This is a genomic window from Candidatus Krumholzibacteriia bacterium (assembly GCA_035268685.1).
Lineage (GTDB): Bacteria > Krumholzibacteriota > Krumholzibacteriia > JAJRXK01 > JAJRXK01 > JAJRXK01.
The window spans coordinates 1-17,357 of sequence record DATFKK010000142.1; the positions used below are offsets into that span (position 1 = coordinate 1).

Consider the following 17,357-nt stretch of genomic DNA (forward strand, 5'->3'; position numbering starts at 1 on the left):
TGCAGGGACGCCTCGCCGACTTCACCCTGGAGGAGATCCTCCAGCTGATCGCACTCCAGCAGAAGACCGGTGTGCTCACGGTCGACGCCTCGTATCCCATGGTGCTGGCCTTCGAGTCGGGCATGCTGGTGGGATATCGCGACGTCCGGCGTCTCGGACTCGACCCGCTCGAGAACTTCCTCAAGGCCTACGGCTACTTCGGGAGCGAGACCTGGGAACACATCGACTTCGTCCAGCGACACAGCAAGCTGGATCTCACCGAGATCCTGGTGAACGAGGGCGTGGTCGACGCCGACGAACTGGGCACACTGCAGATGGAGTCGGCACAGGAGGACATCTTCCGCGGGATGCAGCTCCGCGACGGTCGCTATCAGTTCACGCCGGGCCGCGACGGGATGGCCGGCCTCGAGGGCCGTGTGCGGATCAAGGTGGACGGACTGCTCATGGAGGCCGTCCGTCGGATCGACGAGATCGGGGCTCTTCGCGATCGTTTCTTCTCGAACGACATCAAGATCCGTCTGGCCGATCCCACCGCCGACACCTCGGCTCGATCGGCGACGGAACGACGTCTGCTCGCGCTGCTCGGGCGGACCGAGACCCTGGGACGCGTCGTGGCCCAGGCCCGCATGTCCGAGTTCGACACCCTGAGTACGCTCGACGGCCTGCGCGAAGACGGACTCGTCGTCCTGCAGTCGACGCCGAAGGTGCAGACCCGCGACGTCGAGGCCTCCACGCGGGACACGCGTCACGACCGCATGCTGCGCGACGCGTCGGTGGTCTCGATCGTCACGGTCTTGCTGGCGGTCCTGCTGGGGCTCTGGCAACCCTGGTCGGCGTACCGCGCGACCGGACCCGCGGGAGAGGGCCTGCAGTACGAACGAGCCCGACAGCGCGCGAGGATCGAAGCGGCCGTCCAGCTCTTCGAGCAACGGCACGGTCGCCTGCCCACCTCGATCGACGCCCTCGCACCCGAGGGTTGGCTCGACCCCGACACGGCGGAGTCCCTCGGCGACGACTTCGAGATCCGGATCGACCGGGCCACGGGCCGGTGGTCGGTGCGACCCCTTTCCGGCCCACGCGGCTAGACCGCGCGGGCCGCTCGCAGGCAGCGATCGGCGATCGCGCGTGCGATCCGGTTCGCCGACTGCCATGGCCGGGGCACGACGGCCGGCCACCGCAGCGGATCGGGCCGGAGGTGACGACCACTCTCACGCACGACGCCGGCCTCGAACCCCAGGTCACGGGCCAGTCGCGCGATCTCCGGCCGCACCCCACTGCCCCGGTGACACAACAACCAGGTCTGGGCACCGAGCCGCCGTTCGATCTCCTGCCGACTCGCCGCGAGTTCGCCGAAGATCCTCTCGTCGGGCAGGCGATCGAACTCCGCGACGTGGTGACCCGACGAGGCGATCGCCACGCCCTGCGAATGCAGGATCCGGAGTTCGCCCCACGTGACGGTCGGCGTGTCGTCCGATCGCCCTGCCGGAGTGCGCGTGCGCACCAGCGCCGAGGTCACGGCAACGGCGAAGACCAGGTGCGCATCGAGGAGCGCAGGGAAGACCGAACGCAGTGCCGTCGCGGTCGGTGCATCGAACACGAAGACACAGCCGGTGGGCGGCGTGGGCCTACGCAGGACCTCGGGCGGCAGCACGGCGACGCCGGCTTCGCGCAGGGCGTCGACGGTGGCGAGCACACGCGTGGCGGGGAACCAGTCGGCACCGAACCGCGGACGGCGCACGAGGCGTGGCCACAGGATGACCTGGACGGGATCGGGCACGCGAAGACCTTCCGAACACCGGGGCCGATCGACGGATGAGCGTCGGCGGTGGATGCGATGACGATCGAACGGGAACGGAACGACCCTCGCGGGACGGGGTCGACCTCGACGAGGGTCCTCGAAACTACCACGTCCGATCCTCGACCCTCAAGCGGCCAGGCCTGTGGTAGAGTGCGGCTCGGCCCTGTCCCGCACCCGGAGGCTCCCCCGATGCGCGCACCGGCCCGGCGCCTGCGAGCACTGCCGCCCTACGTCTTCCTCGAGCTGCAACGGCTGCGCGACGAGGCCCGCGACGCCGGTCACGAGGTCATCGACCTCACCATCGGCAATCCCGACGCACCGGTGCCCGAAGCCGTCAACCGCGCGCTGACCGGCGCGCTCTCGGCCGCGGGCGTGCACGGTTACCCTCCTTTCCGCGGCTCCGAACGGCTGCGTCGCTCGGTCGCAGCGTGGTACCGCCGCCGCTTCGGCGTCGAGATCGATCCCGGTCGCGAAGTCCTTCCGGTGCTCGGCAGCAAGGAGGGCCTGTACCACCTGATGCAGGCCTACCTCGACCCCGGGTCGTCGGTCCTCGTCCCCACGCCGTGCTATCCCGCCTACCTTGGCGCGGCACGGCTCTGCGATGCCGAGCCCGTCGAGATCCCCCTGCGCGCCGAGAACGACTTCGTCCTCGACCTGCGCGACGTCCCCGCCGACGCGGCGCGCGCGGCGTCGATGTTGATCGTGAACTCGCCGCACAATCCGACCGGCGCCGTCACCGGACGGGACGTGTGGCGCGACGTCGTCGCCTTCGCCCGTGATCACGACCTGCTCCTGGTCAGCGACATCCCCTACAGCGAGCTGGTGCTCGACGACACGGCGCCGCCGCCGAGCGTGCTCGAGTTCCCGGGGGCACGCGAGATCGCCGTCGAGCTGCAGTCGCTGAGCAAGAGCCATTCGATGGCGGGGTGGCGCGTCGGCTTCGCGGTGGGGAACGCCGAAGCGATCGGCAGCCTCGCCAAACTGAAGAGCAACGCGGACTTCGGAATGTTCCTGGCGATCCAGCACGCCGCCGCAGCCGCTCTCGACGCCAGCGAGGACACGGTGGTCATCACGCGACAGGTCTACCGCGAACGCCGCGACGCCGTGTGCGACGGACTCGACGCGATCGGCTGGCCCGTGCGTCGGCCCCGAGCGGGAATGTACGTGTGGACCCGACTCCCCGACCGGGCCGGGGACGACGACCAGGCTTTCGTCCGCGAACTCTTCGATCGCACCCGTGTCCTGCTGTCCCCGGGCAGCGGCTTCGGCGCCGCCGGGCGCGGCTGGGTCCGGATGTCCCTCGTCGGCGACGTGCCCCAGCTGCGCAGGGCCGTCCACCGGATCGGCGACTCGGGCTTGATCGGTTGAATCCGCGGCCTCAGTGGCCGGGCCATTCCATCGACGTGAGCGGGCCGTAGCCGACCACCGTCTGCTGGGCGGGGTCGAGGAGTTCCTGCGCGAGGCCGATGATCTCGTCGGACGTGACCGCATCGATGCGCTCGACGATCTCCGCGATCGGCACGAAGCGTCCGTACAGCTGTTCGCTACGGGCCAGCCGGAGGGCCTGGCTCAACACGCTCTCCATCCCCAGCACCACCGAGCTCACGAGCTGCGCTTTGTTCGATTCGAGCTCGTCCGCGTCGAGCTCACCGCGGCGCATGCGCTCGTACTCCTCGGCCACGATCGCGAGCGCACGGGCACACTTGTCGGGACTCGCCGAGAACGACGTCGCCAGCATGCCGGTGTCGCGGAAGAAGTCGCAGTAGTTGAAGATCCCGTAGGCCAGGCCCTCTTCCTCGCGAACGCGCTGGAAGAGTCGACTGCTCATGCCGCCGCCGAGCAGGTTGCTCAGCAGCGACAGTGCGTACCGGCCCGGATGATCGGTGGGCAGACCGGGAATCCCGATCTCGACGTACTGCTGGCTCAGGCCCTCGCGCCGGTGGCACCAGGTACCCGGCGTGGGCGAGGCCTCGGTGTCGACGTCACGCTCGACCTCTCCTTCGCCGAAACCGAAGGAGCGTTCCAGGAGCCGTTCGATGTCCTCGGTCAACGCACCGGCTGCACCCACGACCACGTTGCGGCCGCGATGGACGTGCTCCGCGAACTCGGTGAGTTCGTCGCGCGAGATCCCGCGCACCGATTCCTCGGTGCCCAGGATGGGGCGGCGCAAGGCGTGCTGAGGCCAGAGGTGCTCGCAGAAGCGCTCGTGGGCCACGTCGTCGGGGGTGTCGTCGGCCGAGAGGATCTCCTCGATCACCACCTGTTTCTCGAGCTCGAGCTGGTCGGGCGGGTGGATCGAGTGCTCGAGCATGTCGGCCAGGATCCCGAGCGCGTCCTCGAGCTGATCGGGCAGCACCTTGAGCGTGTAGGCCGTGTGTTCCTTCGTGGTGTAGGCGTCGAGCTGACCGCCGAGGGCCTCCATATCGCGCGCGAGTTCGAAGGCCGTCCGGTGTCGCGTGCCCTTGAACACCATGTGCTCGAGGAGGTGGCTGATCCCACCCTGGTCCTCGCGCTCGTCGCGGGTGCCGGTCCCGATCACCACGGACACACCGACCCCGTAGGTCTCGGGCAGGCTCCGGGTGAGCAACACGCTGCCGTTGTCGAGCAGGCGGCGGCGGGGAGCGGACTCGGGTCGCAGGACGGGACGTTGCACGATCACCTCGCGAGGGAGGGCCGGGGGAACGAAAGAGGGCGGGCCGGACGCGGCCCACCCTCTTCACACGGAACGCGGCGGGAGTCAGCTCCCGGCGCGCTGCGGCTTGTCGAGGAGGGCCTTGCGGCTCAGGCGGATACGGCCCTTGGCCGAGTCCACCTCGAGCACGGTCACGTCGACCGTCTCGCCCTCCTTCAACACGTCGGTCACCTTGGCGATCCGCTCGTGGGCGACCTCGCTGATGTGGAGCAGGCCCTCCTTGTTCGGGAGGATCTCCACGAAGGCACCGAAGTCGGTGATCCGCTTGATCTTCCCGTGGTAGGTCTTGCCCACCTCGGGTTCGGCCATCATGCCGGCGATCAGGTCCACACAGGCCTGACCGGCTGCCTGGTCCGGGCTCGAGACGAACACGATGCCGTCGTCGTTGACCTCGACGTTCGCGCCGGTCTCTTCCTGGATCCGCTTGATGTTCTTGCCGCCCGGACCGATCAGCTCGCCGATCTTGGTCGTCGGGATCTGGATGGTGCTGATCTTCGGTGCGAACTGGCTCAGCTGCTCACGGTGCTTCGGCATGGCCTTGGCCATCTCCGCGAGGATGTGCAGCCGCGCCTTGCGCGCGTTGTCCAGCGCCTCCTCCATGATCTCGCGGCTCAGGCCCTTGATCTTGGTGTCGAGCTGGAAGGCGGTGATGCCGTTCTCGGTGCCCGTGACCTTGAAGTCCATGTCGCCGAGGTGGTCCTCGACGCCCAGGATGTCGGTCAGGATCGCGACCTTGTCGCCTTCCTTGATCAGGCCCATGGCCACACCGGCCACCGGAGCGTGCATGGGCACGCCGGCGTCCATCATGGCCAGCGAACCGCCGCAGACCGACGCCATGGAGCTCGAGCCGTTGCTCTCCATGATGTCGCTGACGATGCGGATCGTGTAGGGGAAGTCCTCGTTCGCGGGCACCATGGGCTCGAGCGCGCGCTCGGCCAGCATGCCGTGACCGATCTCGCGTCGGCCGGCGCCGCGGAAGAAGCCGACCTCGCCCACGCTGAACGGTGGGAAGTTGTAGTGGAGCATGAAGCTCTTCCAGCTCTCGCCCTCGAGAGCGTCGATCTTCTGCTCGTCCTGCTGGGTGCCGAGCGTGACCGCGACCAGGGCCTGGGTCTCGCCGCGCGTGAACAGCGCCGAACCGTGGGCCCGCGGCAGCAGACCGCTCTCGATCTCGATCGGACGCACGTCGGTGGTGTTCCGGCCGTCGGCCCGCACGCCCTCGTCGAGGATGCGGTTGCGCATGAGCGACTTCTCGAGCTGGCCGAAGGCGGCCGAGACGGTCTTGGCCACGTCGGGACCCGAGTCCTCGGTGACGATCGCCTCGTTCACCTCGTCGCGGATCGCGTCGATCGCCGCCTGCCGCTCGTGCTTGGCCCCGATCTTCACGGCCTCGGCCAACTTGTCGGCCGCGATGCCCTGGACCTTCTCGACGATCTCCTCGTCGAGCGAGGGCGCCTCGATCTTCAGCTTCTCGGGCGCGCCCACCATCTCGACGAGCTGCTTCTGCAGGGCGTTCTGCTTGCGGATGACCTCGTGGCCGAACTCGATCGCGTCGAGCATCTCGCTCTCGCTGACCTCTTCGCAGCCGCCCTCGATCATCATGATCATGTCGTCGGAACCGGCGATGATCAGATCGAGCAGGCTCTCCTCGAGCTGCTCGAAGTTCGGGTTCGCGACGAACTCACCGTCGATCAGACCGACCCGCACGCCGCTGATGATCTCCTCGACGGGGATCCCGCTCAGTGCGAGCGCGGCCGAGGCCCCGGTGATGCTCATGACGTCCGCAGAGTGCACGCCGTCGGCACTCACGGTGTGACTCGCGAGCTGGACCTCGTGACGCATTCCCTTGGGGAACAGCGGACGGAACGGACGGTCGATCAGGCGCGCGCAGAGCGTCTCGCGGTCGGACGGACGTGCTTCACGCTTGAAGAAACCACCGGGAATCTTGCCGGCGGCGTAGGTACGCTCGCGATACTCGACGAAGAGCGGGAGGAAGTCCTTGTCGACCGGGCGCGAACCCATGCACGCGGTGACGAGGGCCATGGTGTCTCCGTGACGGATCATCACCGAACCGTCGGCTTGCTTCGCGATGCGGCCGGTCTCGATGACCAGCTCCGCACCGTTGATCTCCATCGAAACGCGCTGGGGATTGTTCAGCAACGTTGGTGTCTCCTGGCTAGATGACGCCGAGACGTCTCGTTCGCCGCGGTGATGCGCACACGCGCACCGCCGCCTCGACGTGACCGGTCGGGGCAGGGATCGTGAAGTCGAAGGGGTGGAGGAACGCGCAGCGTGCTCCGGACCGGTGGCCGCGTGGCCGGCCGGCGGATGCGATCAGCCGCGGATCCCCAGTTCCTTGATCAGGGCTCGGTAGCCTTCGATGTCCTTGGACTTCAAGTAGTTCAGAAGGCGCTTGCGCTGACCCACCATCTTGAGCAGGCCCCGGCGCGAGTGATGGTCCTTCTTGTGGACCTTGAAGTGTTCGGTGAGGTGGGCAATGCGCTCGCTGAGCAGAGCGATCTGCACCTCGGGTGAACCCGAGTCCTGGTCGTGCTTCTTGTACTTCGCGATGACCTCAGCCTTGATGGCCTTGTCGAACGCCATGATTCATCGTCCTTCCGGACCCGAAGGGCCCATGCGATGAGGGCAGACTTCCGGAGCGGGAGCCCCGGCACCACCGGCGTGAACGGATTTCTCGTTTTTTGGTGTTTCTGGACCGCTGCAGTCTAGGAACGGACCGCCATCGTGTCAACCGGCCGCCGCTTCCGGGGGGTCGAGGCGGTCGATCCGTTCGGGCCGGCCCCACCCCCCGACCGCCGCGAGGCGGGCGGGCAGGGATTCCACGTCGCGGTGGATCGCGGTGCGCAGGGCCTCGAGACCCGGGAAACGGACCTCGGGGCGGATCCGGACCGAGAGGGCCAGTTCCAGGCGCCGGTCGTACAAGTCGACCGCGCGGCCGGGGACGTGGACCTCGACCCGGGGCGGTTCGCCGTCGGCCACGGTGGGTCCCCGCCCGACGTTCGCGATCGCCGGGGTCCAGGCCGCGCCGTCCCAGCGCGTCCACCCCCCGTACACGCCCAGAGCCGGCCGCAGCCGATCCGGGGCCAGATCCAGGTTCGCGGTCGCGAAACCCAGCTGTCGACCGAGCCCCCGGCCGCGCACGACCCGACCGACGAAGAGATAGGGGTGGCCCATGAGGTCGACCGCGTGCCCGAAGTCTCCCTCGAGCAGTGCCCGGCGGATCCGCGTGCTGCTCACGGGAGCCCCGTCGATGCTCAGGCTGCCGACCTCTTCGACTCCGAAGCCCGATCGCGGAGCGATGGCGCGCACGGTGTGGGCGTTGCCACCCCGCCCCCGTCCGAAATGGACGTCGTGACCGAGCACGAAGTGCGACATCTGCAGACGCTCCTGCAGGACGTCACGCACGAAGTCCTCGAAGGGCAGTCCCGAGAGACGGGCGTCGAAGTCGAGCACCACGAGCGCATCGATTCCCGAGGCCTCGAGCAGCCGGGCCCGCTCGTCCAGGGTCGTCAGGAGTTCGGGGGCGGGCCCGCGATCGAGAAACGCGCGGGGATGCGGGTCGAAGGTGACCGCACAGCTACCGGAGATCCCGTTGCGTCGCGACGCCGCCGACAGCGCCTGCAGAACCGCCGCGTGTCCACGGTGCACACCGTCGAAGGTGCCCAGCGTGACCGCCCACCGCCCCTGGAGACGCGGCAGGTCGGCGACGGTCGTGCGCTCGTACCTCACGCGGTGACCTCCGCCGGGAGGACCACGGCCAGCCGCAGGGAGCCGTCGTCGCGGCGCACGGCGACGGCCACGAGCTCGCCCGTCACGTCGACGAGCGCGACATACGGCGCGCCCCCGGTGCCTTCCGACCAGGCGGGAGGTGGTTGGTCCCCGTGGCGGATCCGGCGGGCGTCCTCGTCGTCGAGGTGCACCTGCGGCCAGTCCCGCGCCAGCTCGACCGGTGAGCGCAGGAGTCTCCCGGCCGCGTGAGCACTCTCGATCGTGTCGAGGCCCACGGCCTCGTCGACGCTCAGGGCTCCGATCGCGGTGCGACGGAGCGCGACGAGGTGGGCGGCGCTCCCCATCGCACGCCCGAGGTCGCGCGCGAGGCTGCGGACGTAGGTCCCGGCGCTGCACCGGATCTCGAAGTCGGCGAAGGGAGGATCGAAGGAGAGCAGATCGAAGGTGTCGACGGTCACGCGCCGGGACGGGACCTCGAAGTCCTCGCCCGCGCGGACGCGATCGTAGGCGCGCCGGCCCTCGATCTTCAGCGCGCTGTGGCGGGGCGGTACCTGTTCGATGGTCCCCAGGAAACTCCGGGCCGCGGCGGCGATCTGCTCGGAGTCCGGAGGCAGTCCGGATTCCTCCACCACCACCCCGGTGGGATCGCCACTGTCCGTCTCCTGCCCGAACCGCGCGCGGGCGCGATAGGTCTTCCGTCCGGCCACAACCAGATTCAGCAGGCGCGTGGCCGGCCCGATCCCCAGGACGAGCAGCCCCGTCGCGAAGGGATCCAGAGTGCCTCCGTGACCGACGCGCCGCACGCCGAGCAGACGCCGCACCGCACGCACCGCGTCGAAGCTGGTCGGCCCCTCCGGCTTGTCGATCAGGACGATCCGCGCCGGTCCCGCGTGGCGTCGCGCACTCACGGCCGCTCCGGCGCTCCCGGGATCTCGTTGGCGATCCGATCGAGCAGTTCGGCCTCGAGGGTCTCACGCGACACGCCGTCGACACTGAAGGCCGCCGCCCGGTGGTGCCCCCCACCCCCGAAGTCGCGGGCGATGCGGTCGACACGGACCTCGGCCCCCGAACGCAGACTCACGCGCCAGCTGTCCGCGTCCACCTGCTTGAGCATCACGGCCACGGCGACGCCCTCGACGCTCGTGAGGTACGACACCAGGCCCTCGGTCTCGTCGGACGCCGCCCCCGTACGGTCGAGCAGATCGTGGTCGATCACCATGGCCGCCACGCGACCGTCGAGATGGTATCCGGTGGCCAGGAGCACCTCACCCAGCAGGTGCAGGGCCTCCGGCCTGCGGCGGTACAGCATGGTGTCGGCGATGGCCGCGGCGTCGGCCCCCTGGTCCACCAGGTCGGCGGCGGCCAGCAGGGCGTCGCGCGTGGTGTTCGCGTGGCGGAAGCCGCCCGTGTCGGTGAGAAGCCCCGCGTACAGACACGACGCCTTGTCGGCACCCAGCGGCATGTCGTGGAGCTCTCGCAGGAGCGACAGGACCATCATGGCCGTGGCGGGCGCGTCGTCCACCAGCCAGACCTCGTCGCAATCGCTCCCTCGCGGATCGAGAGGATGGTGATCGATCGCGACCACCCGATCTGCCTGCTCCAGCCGATCGTGACCTGGACCCAACCGCTCACGACGGTGGCAGTCGAAGATCAGAGCCAGATCGTAACGGGACGGATCGCCGTCGAGACGAGGGATCCGGTCGAGTCCGGTCAGTTCGCCGAGGGTACCGGGAACCTCGTCGATCGCGACCATCGCCACGTCGCGTCCGCGCTCGAGCAGGGCGAGGCCGGTGGCCACCAGACTGCCCAGGCCATCGGCATCGGGGTTCTCGTGCGTGCCCAGCAGCACCCGCTCGCTGCGCTCGAGCGAGGCCAGCACCGACTCGGGAACCGGATAGGGGAACGCGGTCAAGCCTTCCCGTCCTCGTCGTTCCCGCCCTCTTCGTTGCCGCCGGGGTCCTCGCCGGCCTCGGACTCGTCGCCGCGGTGGATGCGATCGAGGAGCTCTTCGACCCGGAAGCTGCGGTCGAGCGACTCGTCGTAGCGGAACCGGAGCTCCGGGACCTGCCGCAAGCGCGTGTTCTCGCCCACGGCCTGGCGCAGGAAACCGCGCGCTCGCTTGAGACCGGCCAGACTCGTTCGCCGTTCCTCGTCGCCGCCCAGTACCGTGTAGAAGACCTCGGCCACGGTGCGGTCGCGGTTCAACCGGACCTCGCTCACGGTGACGAAACCCACACGCGGATCGTCGACCGCCTGTGCCAGGGTCGCGGCCAACACACGGCGTAGCGTCTCCTCGAGGTGTCCGTCCCGACCCATTGCGGATCCCCGTGCGTCGCGGCCCGTGCCGGGCTCAGTGGATCTCCACGTCCCGTTCGATCATCTCGAACCGGACGTCGCCGTCGAGGAAGCGCGTGATCGCATCGACCTCGCGATCGGCGAGTCTGCCCTCGCTGGCCACCGTCACCAGACCCAGTACGGCCGTCCGCCACTCGTCCTGCGCACCGACCTCGGCCACGGCCACGTTGAAACGATTCCGCAGCCGCTCGCGCACGCTCTTCACGACCTGCCGCTTCTCCTTGATGGAGTTCGAGGCGTAGAGCCGAAGGGTCACGTGCAGGGAGACGACGATCATGGACGGGACTACATCTCCTGGGCCACCTGCTGGATCTCGAACACCTCGAGGATGTCGCCCACCTTGATGTCGTCGTACCCGCTGATCCCGATCCCGCACTCGTAGCCACTGGACACCGTGCGGGCGTCCTCCTTGAAGCGCTTGAGCGACGCGACCGTGCCCTGGTAGACCGGCACCTGGTCGCGCAGCACGCGCACGCGCGCGTTGCGCCGGATCTCGCCCTCGAGCACGTAGGAACCGGCGATCACACCGACCTTCGGCACCTTGAACAGCTCGCGCACCTGGGCCGAGCCGATCGAGACCTCCTTGTCGACCGGCGCCAGCATGCCCTTCATGGCCGCCTTCACGTCGTCGACTGCCTCGTAGATGATGTCGTAGGTCTTCAGCTCGACGTTCTGGTTCTTGGCCAGCTGCCGCGTAGCCGGATCGGGCCGCAGGTGGAAGCCGATGATGATCGCCTCGCTCGCCGCGGCCAGCATGACGTCGTTGTCGTTGATCGCGCCGACGCCGCGGTGGATGACGTTGACCTCCACCTTCTCGTTGCTCAGGTTCATCATGGCGTCGCAGACGGCCTCGACCGAACCCGACACGTCGCCCTTCACGAGCAGGTTGAGCTCGACGGCCTCCTCCGACTGCATGCGGTCGAACAGGCTCTCGAGCGTGGCCTTCTTCTTGGGCGCGTGCAGCGTCTGCTCGCGCTGGAGCACCTGACGCTTGCGCGCGATCTCCTTCGCCTCGCTGTCGGTCGGGACCACGTCCATCTGGTCGCCGGCACGCGGAACGTCACTGGCCCCCAGCACGAGGACCGGACGTGACGGACCCGCCGACTCGACCGGCTGGTCGAACTCGTCGAGCATGGCGCGGACACGGCCGTCGACCGATCCCACGACGAAGGGGTCGCCCACGTGCAGCGTGCCCCGGGTCACGAGCGCCGTGAACACGGCACCGCGCCCCATGTCCTTGCGTGCCTCGACCACGGTGGCTCGGGCACGGCCCTCGTCGACCGCCTCGAGCTCCATGATCTCGGCCTGCAACTGGACCGATTCCAGCAGGGCCTCGATGTTCGTGCCCTTCTTCGCGCTGACCTCCACCGCCTGCACGTCGCCGCCGAAGTCCTCGACCAGCACGTTGTGCTGCATCAGGGCCTGCTTGACCCCGTCGGGGTCGGCGGCCGGGAGATCGACCTTGTTGATCGCGATGATGATCGGGCAGTCCGAAGCGCGCGCGTGGTCGATGGCCTCGACCGTCTGCGGCATGACCTTGTCGTCGGCGGCGACCACCACGACCACGATGTCGGTGACCCGCGCGCCGCGCGCACGCATGGCCGTGAAGGCCTCGTGACCGGGAGTGTCGAGGAATGTGATCCTACCGCGCGCGGTCTCGACCTGGTACGCGCCGATGTGCTGCGTGATCCCGCCGGACTCGCCCGCGGTGACCTTGGTCTTGCGCAGGTAGTCGAGCAACGTGGTCTTACCGTGGTCGACATGGCCCATCACGGTCACGACCGGCGGACGCCCGTGCTTCTCTCCACCTTCGTCCTCGGTCGGGACGGCAATGTCCTCACCCGCGGCGGTGTCGAGCCAGTGGACCTCGACGTCCTCGTAGTCGGCGAGGATCATCTCGATCTGATCCCGCTCGAGACGCTGGTTCATGGTGGCCATCACGCCAAGGCTCATGAGCTTCATGATCAACTGCTGCGGCTTGGCCTCGAGCTTCTCGGCCAGCTCACCGACGGTGATGAACTCGGTGATGCGGATCTCGTTCTCCTTGGACTGCAGCGCCTCCTCGCGCGCGCGGTGACGTTCGACCTTTGCGCGCTTCTCGTCGCGGATCGACACGCGCCCACGACGGCGCCCGGGAGGACCCACCGCCTGACGACCCGGACCACCGCCCGGACCGCGATCGCGACCGCGGGACACGTTGATGCCACCGAGGGCCTTGCGGACGCTGTTGCGGATCGAGTTCGGATCGATCGGCTTCGGCGCCTCCTCGCCCCCGGCACCGACACCGGCGCCGGGCGTGGGCTTGGGCGGCACCTTGCCGGGCCGACCCCGCGGGGTCGGCGCGGGGTGCTCGCCGCGCGTCGATCGCTGCGGCTCGGGCTCGGCCATGCGCGTGCGCATGTCGTCGGCGATCCGCTCGCGGGTCTTCGCGGCTGCGCGCGCAATGGCCTTGAGATCGAGGCGCTGCTGGGTCTTGAGTGGACGCGACTCCTGCGCTTCCGAAGGACCTTCGCCCGTGCCCTGGTCCGCGGCCGCGGCGCTCTCCGACGCCACGCTACCCGCGGCGCCCGATTCGCCCGAGACCGTCTCCTCGACGACCCCCTCGTCCACGGGCTCGGCGGGGGCTCCGGGCTCCACCACCGATTCGTCCACGACCTCCGCCGGCTTGAAGGGAGTGACCTTCTGCAACTTCGGTCCTTCCTCGGCGGGCGTCGGCTCGGAGACCTCGGCGGGCTCGGCCTTCTTCGGGAGCTCGACCTTCTGCATCTTCTTCTTCGGCGCGGCCGTCTCGGCCTCCGTCGGTCCGGGCGCGGCCTCCTCGGCCTTCGCCTCGTCCTGGGCCCGGCGCCGTGCTTCTTCCTTCTCGCGCTGCTTGGCCGCGATCTTCTCGCGAGCCGACATGCGCTTCGGCTTGGACCTGGCCTTCTCGACCTCGACGCGGGCGGTCTTCTCGACCACCTTCTCGCCACGCTCCTCGAGCTGACGGAAGTGACGCTCGACCAACTCGAGGTCCTCGTCGTTGAGCACCGACATGTGTGACTTGGCCACGACCCCGAGCTCCTGCAATAGGTTGAGAATGGCCTTGCTGGTCGTGCCGTGGGCCTTCGCGATTTCGTAGACGCGGTTCTTCTCCGCCAAACCCGATCACCTCGAATCCGTCAGGTGACGCTTCAATCCGGACACGAACCCCGGTTCGTGCACCGAGACCACCGACAGTCTCTCGCGGCCGAGGGCCCCGGCGAGATCGTCGGTGTCGAGCAGCGCATCGTCGACGACCGAATCGCCGCGTGCGCGCTGGATCTTTCCCGCGAGGTCCTTCCCCGCGTCGCGAGCCAGGAGGACGACGCCCGGAGCCTCGTGGCGCAGCGCCCGGAGAACCGGGCCCGCACCGAGTCGCAGGGCTCCTGCGCGGTGCGCCAGGCCCAACAGCCCCAGCACCGCGCGACGTCGCTCGCTCTCCGCTCCGCTCATTCCTCGGACGACTCACCCCGGAAGATGTCTTCCTCGGTGAGCTTCTTCCCGTCTTCCTTCTTCTTCTCGTCGCCCTCGCCGGCCGCTGCCTGCTCGCCGAAGATGTCCTTCTCCTCGAGCTTCTTCTCGGCCTCGCCGGCCTCTTCGCCGAAGATCTCCTGGTCGAAGAAGCTCCTCGACTGCTCGGCCTTCTCCCGCTCGATCATCTCCTCGACCTGCTTGCGCAGCTCCTCGAGCGTGGCCTGGGCGGTGGCGATCAGTTCCTCCGCCTGCTCGGCCTCGAGACCCGCCAGCAACGTGAGCTGCTCGACGGTGACCGAGGCCATCTCCTCGACCGTGTCGATGCCGGCGCCCTTGATCTGGACGGCCATCTGCTCGTCGACACCCGACATGTCGCCGATGTCCATGGACAGTTCCTCGGCGATACGCTGGCGCATGTACTGCTCGCTGGCGCTCACCAGGTCGATCTTCCATCCGGTGAGCTTGCTCGCGAGGCGCACGTTCTTGCCCTCGCGGCCGATGGCCAGGCTGAGCTGGTCGTCGTCGACCACGGCCGTGACCTGCTGGGCGTCTTCCTCGGGCAGGATCTGATTGACCCGCGCCGGCGACAAGGCCCGCGTGACCAGGGTCATGGGATCCTCGCTCCAGGGCACGATGTCGATCTTCTCGCCACCGAGCTCGCGGGTCACCGCCTGCACGCGACTGCCCTTCATGCCGACGCAGCTACCGACGGCGTCGACCCGCTCGTCGTGACTGACCACGGCGATCTTGCTACGGGTCCCCGGTTCGCGGGCAACGGCCTTGATCTCGACGATGCTCTCTTCGATCTCGGGCACCTCGGCCTCGAAGAGCACGCGAAGGAAGCCCGGATGTGTCCGGCTCAGGATGACCTGCGGGCCGCGGCTGCTGTTCTGGACCTCGATGATGAAGGCCTTGATGGTCTTGCCCTGGTGGTAGTTCTCTCCGCGGATGCGCTCGCGGAACGGAAGCAGGGCCTCGATCCGGCCCAGGGTGACGTAGATGTTGCCCTTGTCGACCTGCTGGACGACGCCGACCACGACCTCACCGACCTGATCGCGGAACGTCTCGTAGACCTGGGTGCGCTCGGCGTCGCGCACCTTCTGCAGGAGGACCTGCTTGGCCACACCGATCGCGTTGCGGCCGAACTCGTTGTAGTCGAGGTAGGTCTTCACGACGTCGCCGACATCGATCTCGTCGCCGTATTCGAGCTGGGCGTCTTCGACCGAGACCTGGGTCTCGCTGTCGAGCACGCGGTCGACCACGCTCTTCCGCTGGACGATCTCGATGTCGCCGGTGTCGATGTCGACGTCGACGCTGATGTCCGCGTTGAGCCCGACCTTCTTCTTCGCCGCCGACTGCAGACCGACGACGAGACTCTCGATCAGGGTCGAGGTCTCCACGTTCTTCTCGCGGACCACGGCCTGCAGGGCCTCGACGATGTTGTAGTCCATCGACTCCACGTGACTTCTTCCTTCCGGTCCCGGCGGACGTGCTACGGGACCCAGCGGCTCAGCGTCGTTCGCTCCGGCCCCCGAAGTCCAGATCGGGGTCCAGTTTGGCGCGGCGTACCCGGTCGAGTTCGATCTCGACCTCGCCGCGCTCGGCGTCGTCGACCCGGATCCGGCCGTCTTCGTAGGCCAGCAATCGACCGCGCACCTGCTCGGTGCCGTCGTCCGGGGCGTCGGCCACCACCTTCACGATCTCGCCGACGTAGCGGCGGTAGTGGTCGGGGCGGGTCAGCTTCCGGAAGATCCCCGGGCTGCTCACCTCGATGGTGTAGCGCCCGATGAACTCCCCCGCCTCGGCCTCCTCGGCTTCGATCACCTTCGCGATCGCACGGCTCGCCCGCGAGATCTCGTCGACGGTGATGCCCCCGGTCGGCGTCACCTCTCCCTCGGCCGGCATGCGGTCGACCGCGAAGCGCAGCGTCAGGCGGTTCCCCCCGGCCAGGGTCTCGAACTCCACGAGGTCGAAGCCCAGCAGCTCGAGTTCGGGCGCCGCCAGGGCCAGCACCCGGTCGTGCACCGCTTGCCTGGCGTCCATCCTCGACTCCCCGAGCTCCGACCGGCCGCCGGATCACGACCGACGGCCCACGCCCCGCCACACCCGGGCGGAACGCGATGATTCCAGATGCCTGCGTCGGTTCCGGGCTGGCCAGGAGCCAACCCTCTCGATGACGCGGTCGGGCGACGGCGTACAGGGCCAACGCCGAACCGGTCTGGGGAGTTGGCCCGGGCGGGCCAGGAACGCGGCGGGCAAAAAAAAGAAGGGAGCGTGCCCGCCCACTTCCCAGGTGAGTGGATAGCACGGAGGGCGCCGTTTGGCAAGTTCGCAGACCGTCTCAGCCGCGCGGGATCGCCCCCGAGGCGAAGTCCAGCCAGATCAGGTGCAGGACCAGGGTCCCCATCTGGTCGAGGCTCTCGGGACTGCACTTGTCCAGGGTGTCCTGCAGGGTGTGCCAGTACGGATAGTCGAAGTCGATCAGGTTCACCGCCGGGATCCCCGCCCGCAGGAAGGGGACGTGGTCGTCGAGCACGGCCTGGCCCGCGACGGGCTCGAAGGCGGGCAGGCCCAGGCTGGCCGCCCGGCGGAAGACCAGGCGCGTGAGCTGGGGCGCCTGCCGCAACGAGTATCCCTCCATGGGGATGCGCACCCCCTTCTCGCCCACCAGATCCAACAGGATCAGGGCCGCGGGGCGATAACGCGGGAAATCCCGCACGAAACGGCGGCTGCCCACCAGGTAGTACTGGGGGTCGCCCTCCTTGCCCCAGTCCTCGGCGTCGAAGAAGAGCAGGTCGACCCCGATCGGCGGCGGGTTCTCGGCCAGGACGTCGGCCAGCGCGAGCAGCACCGCCGTCCCGCTGCCCCCGTCGTTCGCGCCGGGGATCGGCAGATGCGCCACGCTCGCACTGTCACGGTCGGCCCGCGGACGCGTGTCCCAGTGCGCGGCGACGGCGATCCGCGTGTCCAGCTCGGGCCGGAAGCTCGCCTTGATGTTGGTCAGCTGGAGTCGTTGGTCCGAATACGGATCATCCCAGACGAAACCGTGCGGAACGACCCGGTCGGCGCGATCGCGCAGGACCTCGAGCATCCAGTCCGCGCAGGCGGCGTGCCCTTCGGTTCCCGGGGCCCGCGGTCCGAACTCGAGCTGGGCCTCGAGGTATTCCCAGGCGGCGTCGCGGTCGAAGGACGGGACGGCATCGGCCGGCGCCGCCGGAGCCACGAGCAGGGCCAGGGCCAGGAGCGCGGCCCGGATCGGGGTTCGCATCG

General features: G+C 68.8%; 16 protein-coding genes. 2 read left to right on the top strand and 14 right to left on the bottom strand.

What is annotated here, in order from left to right:
- Positions 1-1,085, top strand: a 1,085-nt coding sequence (locus VKA86_13355) for a DUF4388 domain-containing protein (GenBank protein HKK72199.1), incomplete at its 5' end; no start/stop codon positions are given.
- Here VKA86_13355 and VKA86_13360 read toward each other — a convergent pair.
- On the bottom strand, positions 1,082-1,777 hold the full coding sequence (locus VKA86_13360) for a polysaccharide deacetylase family protein (protein ID HKK72200.1): 696 nt from the start codon (positions 1,775-1,777) through the stop codon (positions 1,082-1,084). The two genes, VKA86_13355 and VKA86_13360, sit on opposite strands and share 4 nt — an antisense overlap.
- Before the next feature lie 210 nt (positions 1,778-1,987).
- Between VKA86_13360 and VKA86_13365 the strand changes: the two genes are divergently transcribed.
- Complete coding sequence (locus tag VKA86_13365; GenBank protein HKK72201.1) at positions 1,988-3,166, top strand: aminotransferase class I/II-fold pyridoxal phosphate-dependent enzyme; 1,179 nt, start codon at positions 1,988-1,990, stop codon at positions 3,164-3,166.
- Between the two features lie 10 nt (positions 3,167-3,176).
- On the opposite strand, the gene VKA86_13370 is transcribed toward VKA86_13365, so the two are convergent.
- The 13 genes from VKA86_13370 to VKA86_13430 form a co-directional block, all read right to left on the bottom strand.
- The gene (locus tag VKA86_13370; GenBank protein HKK72202.1) at positions 3,177-4,451 is read right to left on the bottom strand and encodes a pitrilysin family protein; all 1,275 of its coding nucleotides are present in this window, start codon (positions 4,449-4,451) and stop codon (positions 3,177-3,179) included.
- Positions 4,452-4,535: 84 nt separating this feature from the next.
- Entirely contained in the window at positions 4,536-6,650 is a 2,115-nt protein-coding gene (locus VKA86_13375) for a polyribonucleotide nucleotidyltransferase (protein ID HKK72203.1), read from the bottom strand.
- Positions 6,651-6,824: 174 nt separating this feature from the next.
- On the bottom strand, positions 6,825-7,097 hold the full coding sequence (gene rpsO, locus VKA86_13380; protein ID HKK72204.1) for a 30S ribosomal protein S15: 273 nt from the start codon (positions 7,095-7,097) through the stop codon (positions 6,825-6,827).
- 141 nt (positions 7,098-7,238) lie between these two features.
- Entirely contained in the window at positions 7,239-8,240 is a 1,002-nt protein-coding gene (ribF, locus tag VKA86_13385) for a riboflavin biosynthesis protein RibF (protein ID HKK72205.1), read from the bottom strand.
- Entirely contained in the window at positions 8,237-9,148 is a 912-nt protein-coding gene (truB, locus tag VKA86_13390; GenBank protein ID HKK72206.1) for a tRNA pseudouridine(55) synthase TruB, read from the bottom strand. Before truB ends, ribF begins: the two co-directional genes overlap by 4 nt.
- Complete coding sequence (locus VKA86_13395; GenBank protein HKK72207.1) at positions 9,145-10,152, bottom strand: bifunctional oligoribonuclease/PAP phosphatase NrnA; 1,008 nt, start codon at positions 10,150-10,152, stop codon at positions 9,145-9,147. Before VKA86_13395 ends, truB begins: the two co-directional genes overlap by 4 nt.
- Positions 10,149-10,556 (bottom strand): 30S ribosome-binding factor RbfA, encoded by a 408-nt coding sequence (gene rbfA / locus VKA86_13400; GenBank protein ID HKK72208.1) that lies wholly within the window; start codon positions 10,554-10,556, stop codon positions 10,149-10,151. Before rbfA ends, VKA86_13395 begins: the two co-directional genes overlap by 4 nt.
- A gap of 34 nt (positions 10,557-10,590) precedes the next feature.
- Positions 10,591-10,872, bottom strand: coding sequence for a DUF503 domain-containing protein (locus tag VKA86_13405; GenBank protein ID HKK72209.1), 282 nt, complete (start codon positions 10,870-10,872; stop codon positions 10,591-10,593).
- Positions 10,873-10,880: 8 nt separating this feature from the next.
- Positions 10,881-13,733: a translation initiation factor IF-2 gene (gene infB, locus VKA86_13410; protein ID HKK72210.1), complete on the bottom strand. Its 2,853-nt coding sequence runs from the start codon at positions 13,731-13,733 to the stop codon at positions 10,881-10,883.
- A 6-nt stretch (positions 13,734-13,739) separates the two neighbouring features.
- On the bottom strand, positions 13,740-14,066 hold the full coding sequence (locus VKA86_13415) for a hypothetical protein (GenBank protein HKK72211.1): 327 nt from the start codon (positions 14,064-14,066) through the stop codon (positions 13,740-13,742).
- A complete protein-coding gene (gene nusA / locus VKA86_13420; protein HKK72212.1) occupies positions 14,063-15,538 on the bottom strand; it encodes a transcription termination factor NusA in 1,476 nt (491 codons plus the stop codon). Before nusA ends, VKA86_13415 begins: the two co-directional genes overlap by 4 nt.
- Before the next feature lie 58 nt (positions 15,539-15,596).
- Positions 15,597-16,130: a ribosome maturation factor RimP gene (rimP, locus tag VKA86_13425; protein HKK72213.1), complete on the bottom strand. Its 534-nt coding sequence runs from the start codon at positions 16,128-16,130 to the stop codon at positions 15,597-15,599.
- A 298-nt stretch (positions 16,131-16,428) separates the two neighbouring features.
- Positions 16,429-17,355, bottom strand: a complete 927-nt coding sequence (locus tag VKA86_13430) for a M28 family peptidase (protein HKK72214.1) — start codon at positions 17,353-17,355, stop codon at positions 16,429-16,431.
- Positions 17,356-17,357 lie beyond the last annotated feature (2 nt).

Bases quoted from the DNA above. Each gene is read 5' to 3' on its own strand.
- nusA (HKK72212.1), bottom strand. From the start codon at position 15,538: ATGGACTACAACATCGTCGAGGCCCTGCAGGCCGTGGTCCGCGAGAAG.
- rbfA (HKK72208.1), bottom strand. From the start codon at position 10,556: ATGGGTCGGGACGGACACCTCGAGGAGACGCTACGCCGTGTGTTGGCC.
- VKA86_13415 (HKK72211.1), bottom strand. From the start codon at position 14,066: ATGAGCGGAGCGGAGAGCGAGCGACGTCGCGCGGTGCTGGGGCTGTTG.
- VKA86_13430 (HKK72214.1), bottom strand. From the start codon at position 17,355: ATGCGAACCCCGATCCGGGCCGCGCTCCTGGCCCTGGCCCTGCTCGTG.
- VKA86_13365 (HKK72201.1), top strand. From the start codon at position 1,988: ATGCGCGCACCGGCCCGGCGCCTGCGAGCACTGCCGCCCTACGTCTTC.
- rimP (HKK72213.1), bottom strand. From the start codon at position 16,130: ATGGACGCCAGGCAAGCGGTGCACGACCGGGTGCTGGCCCTGGCGGCG.
- VKA86_13405 (HKK72209.1), bottom strand. From the start codon at position 10,872: ATGATCGTCGTCTCCCTGCACGTGACCCTTCGGCTCTACGCCTCGAAC.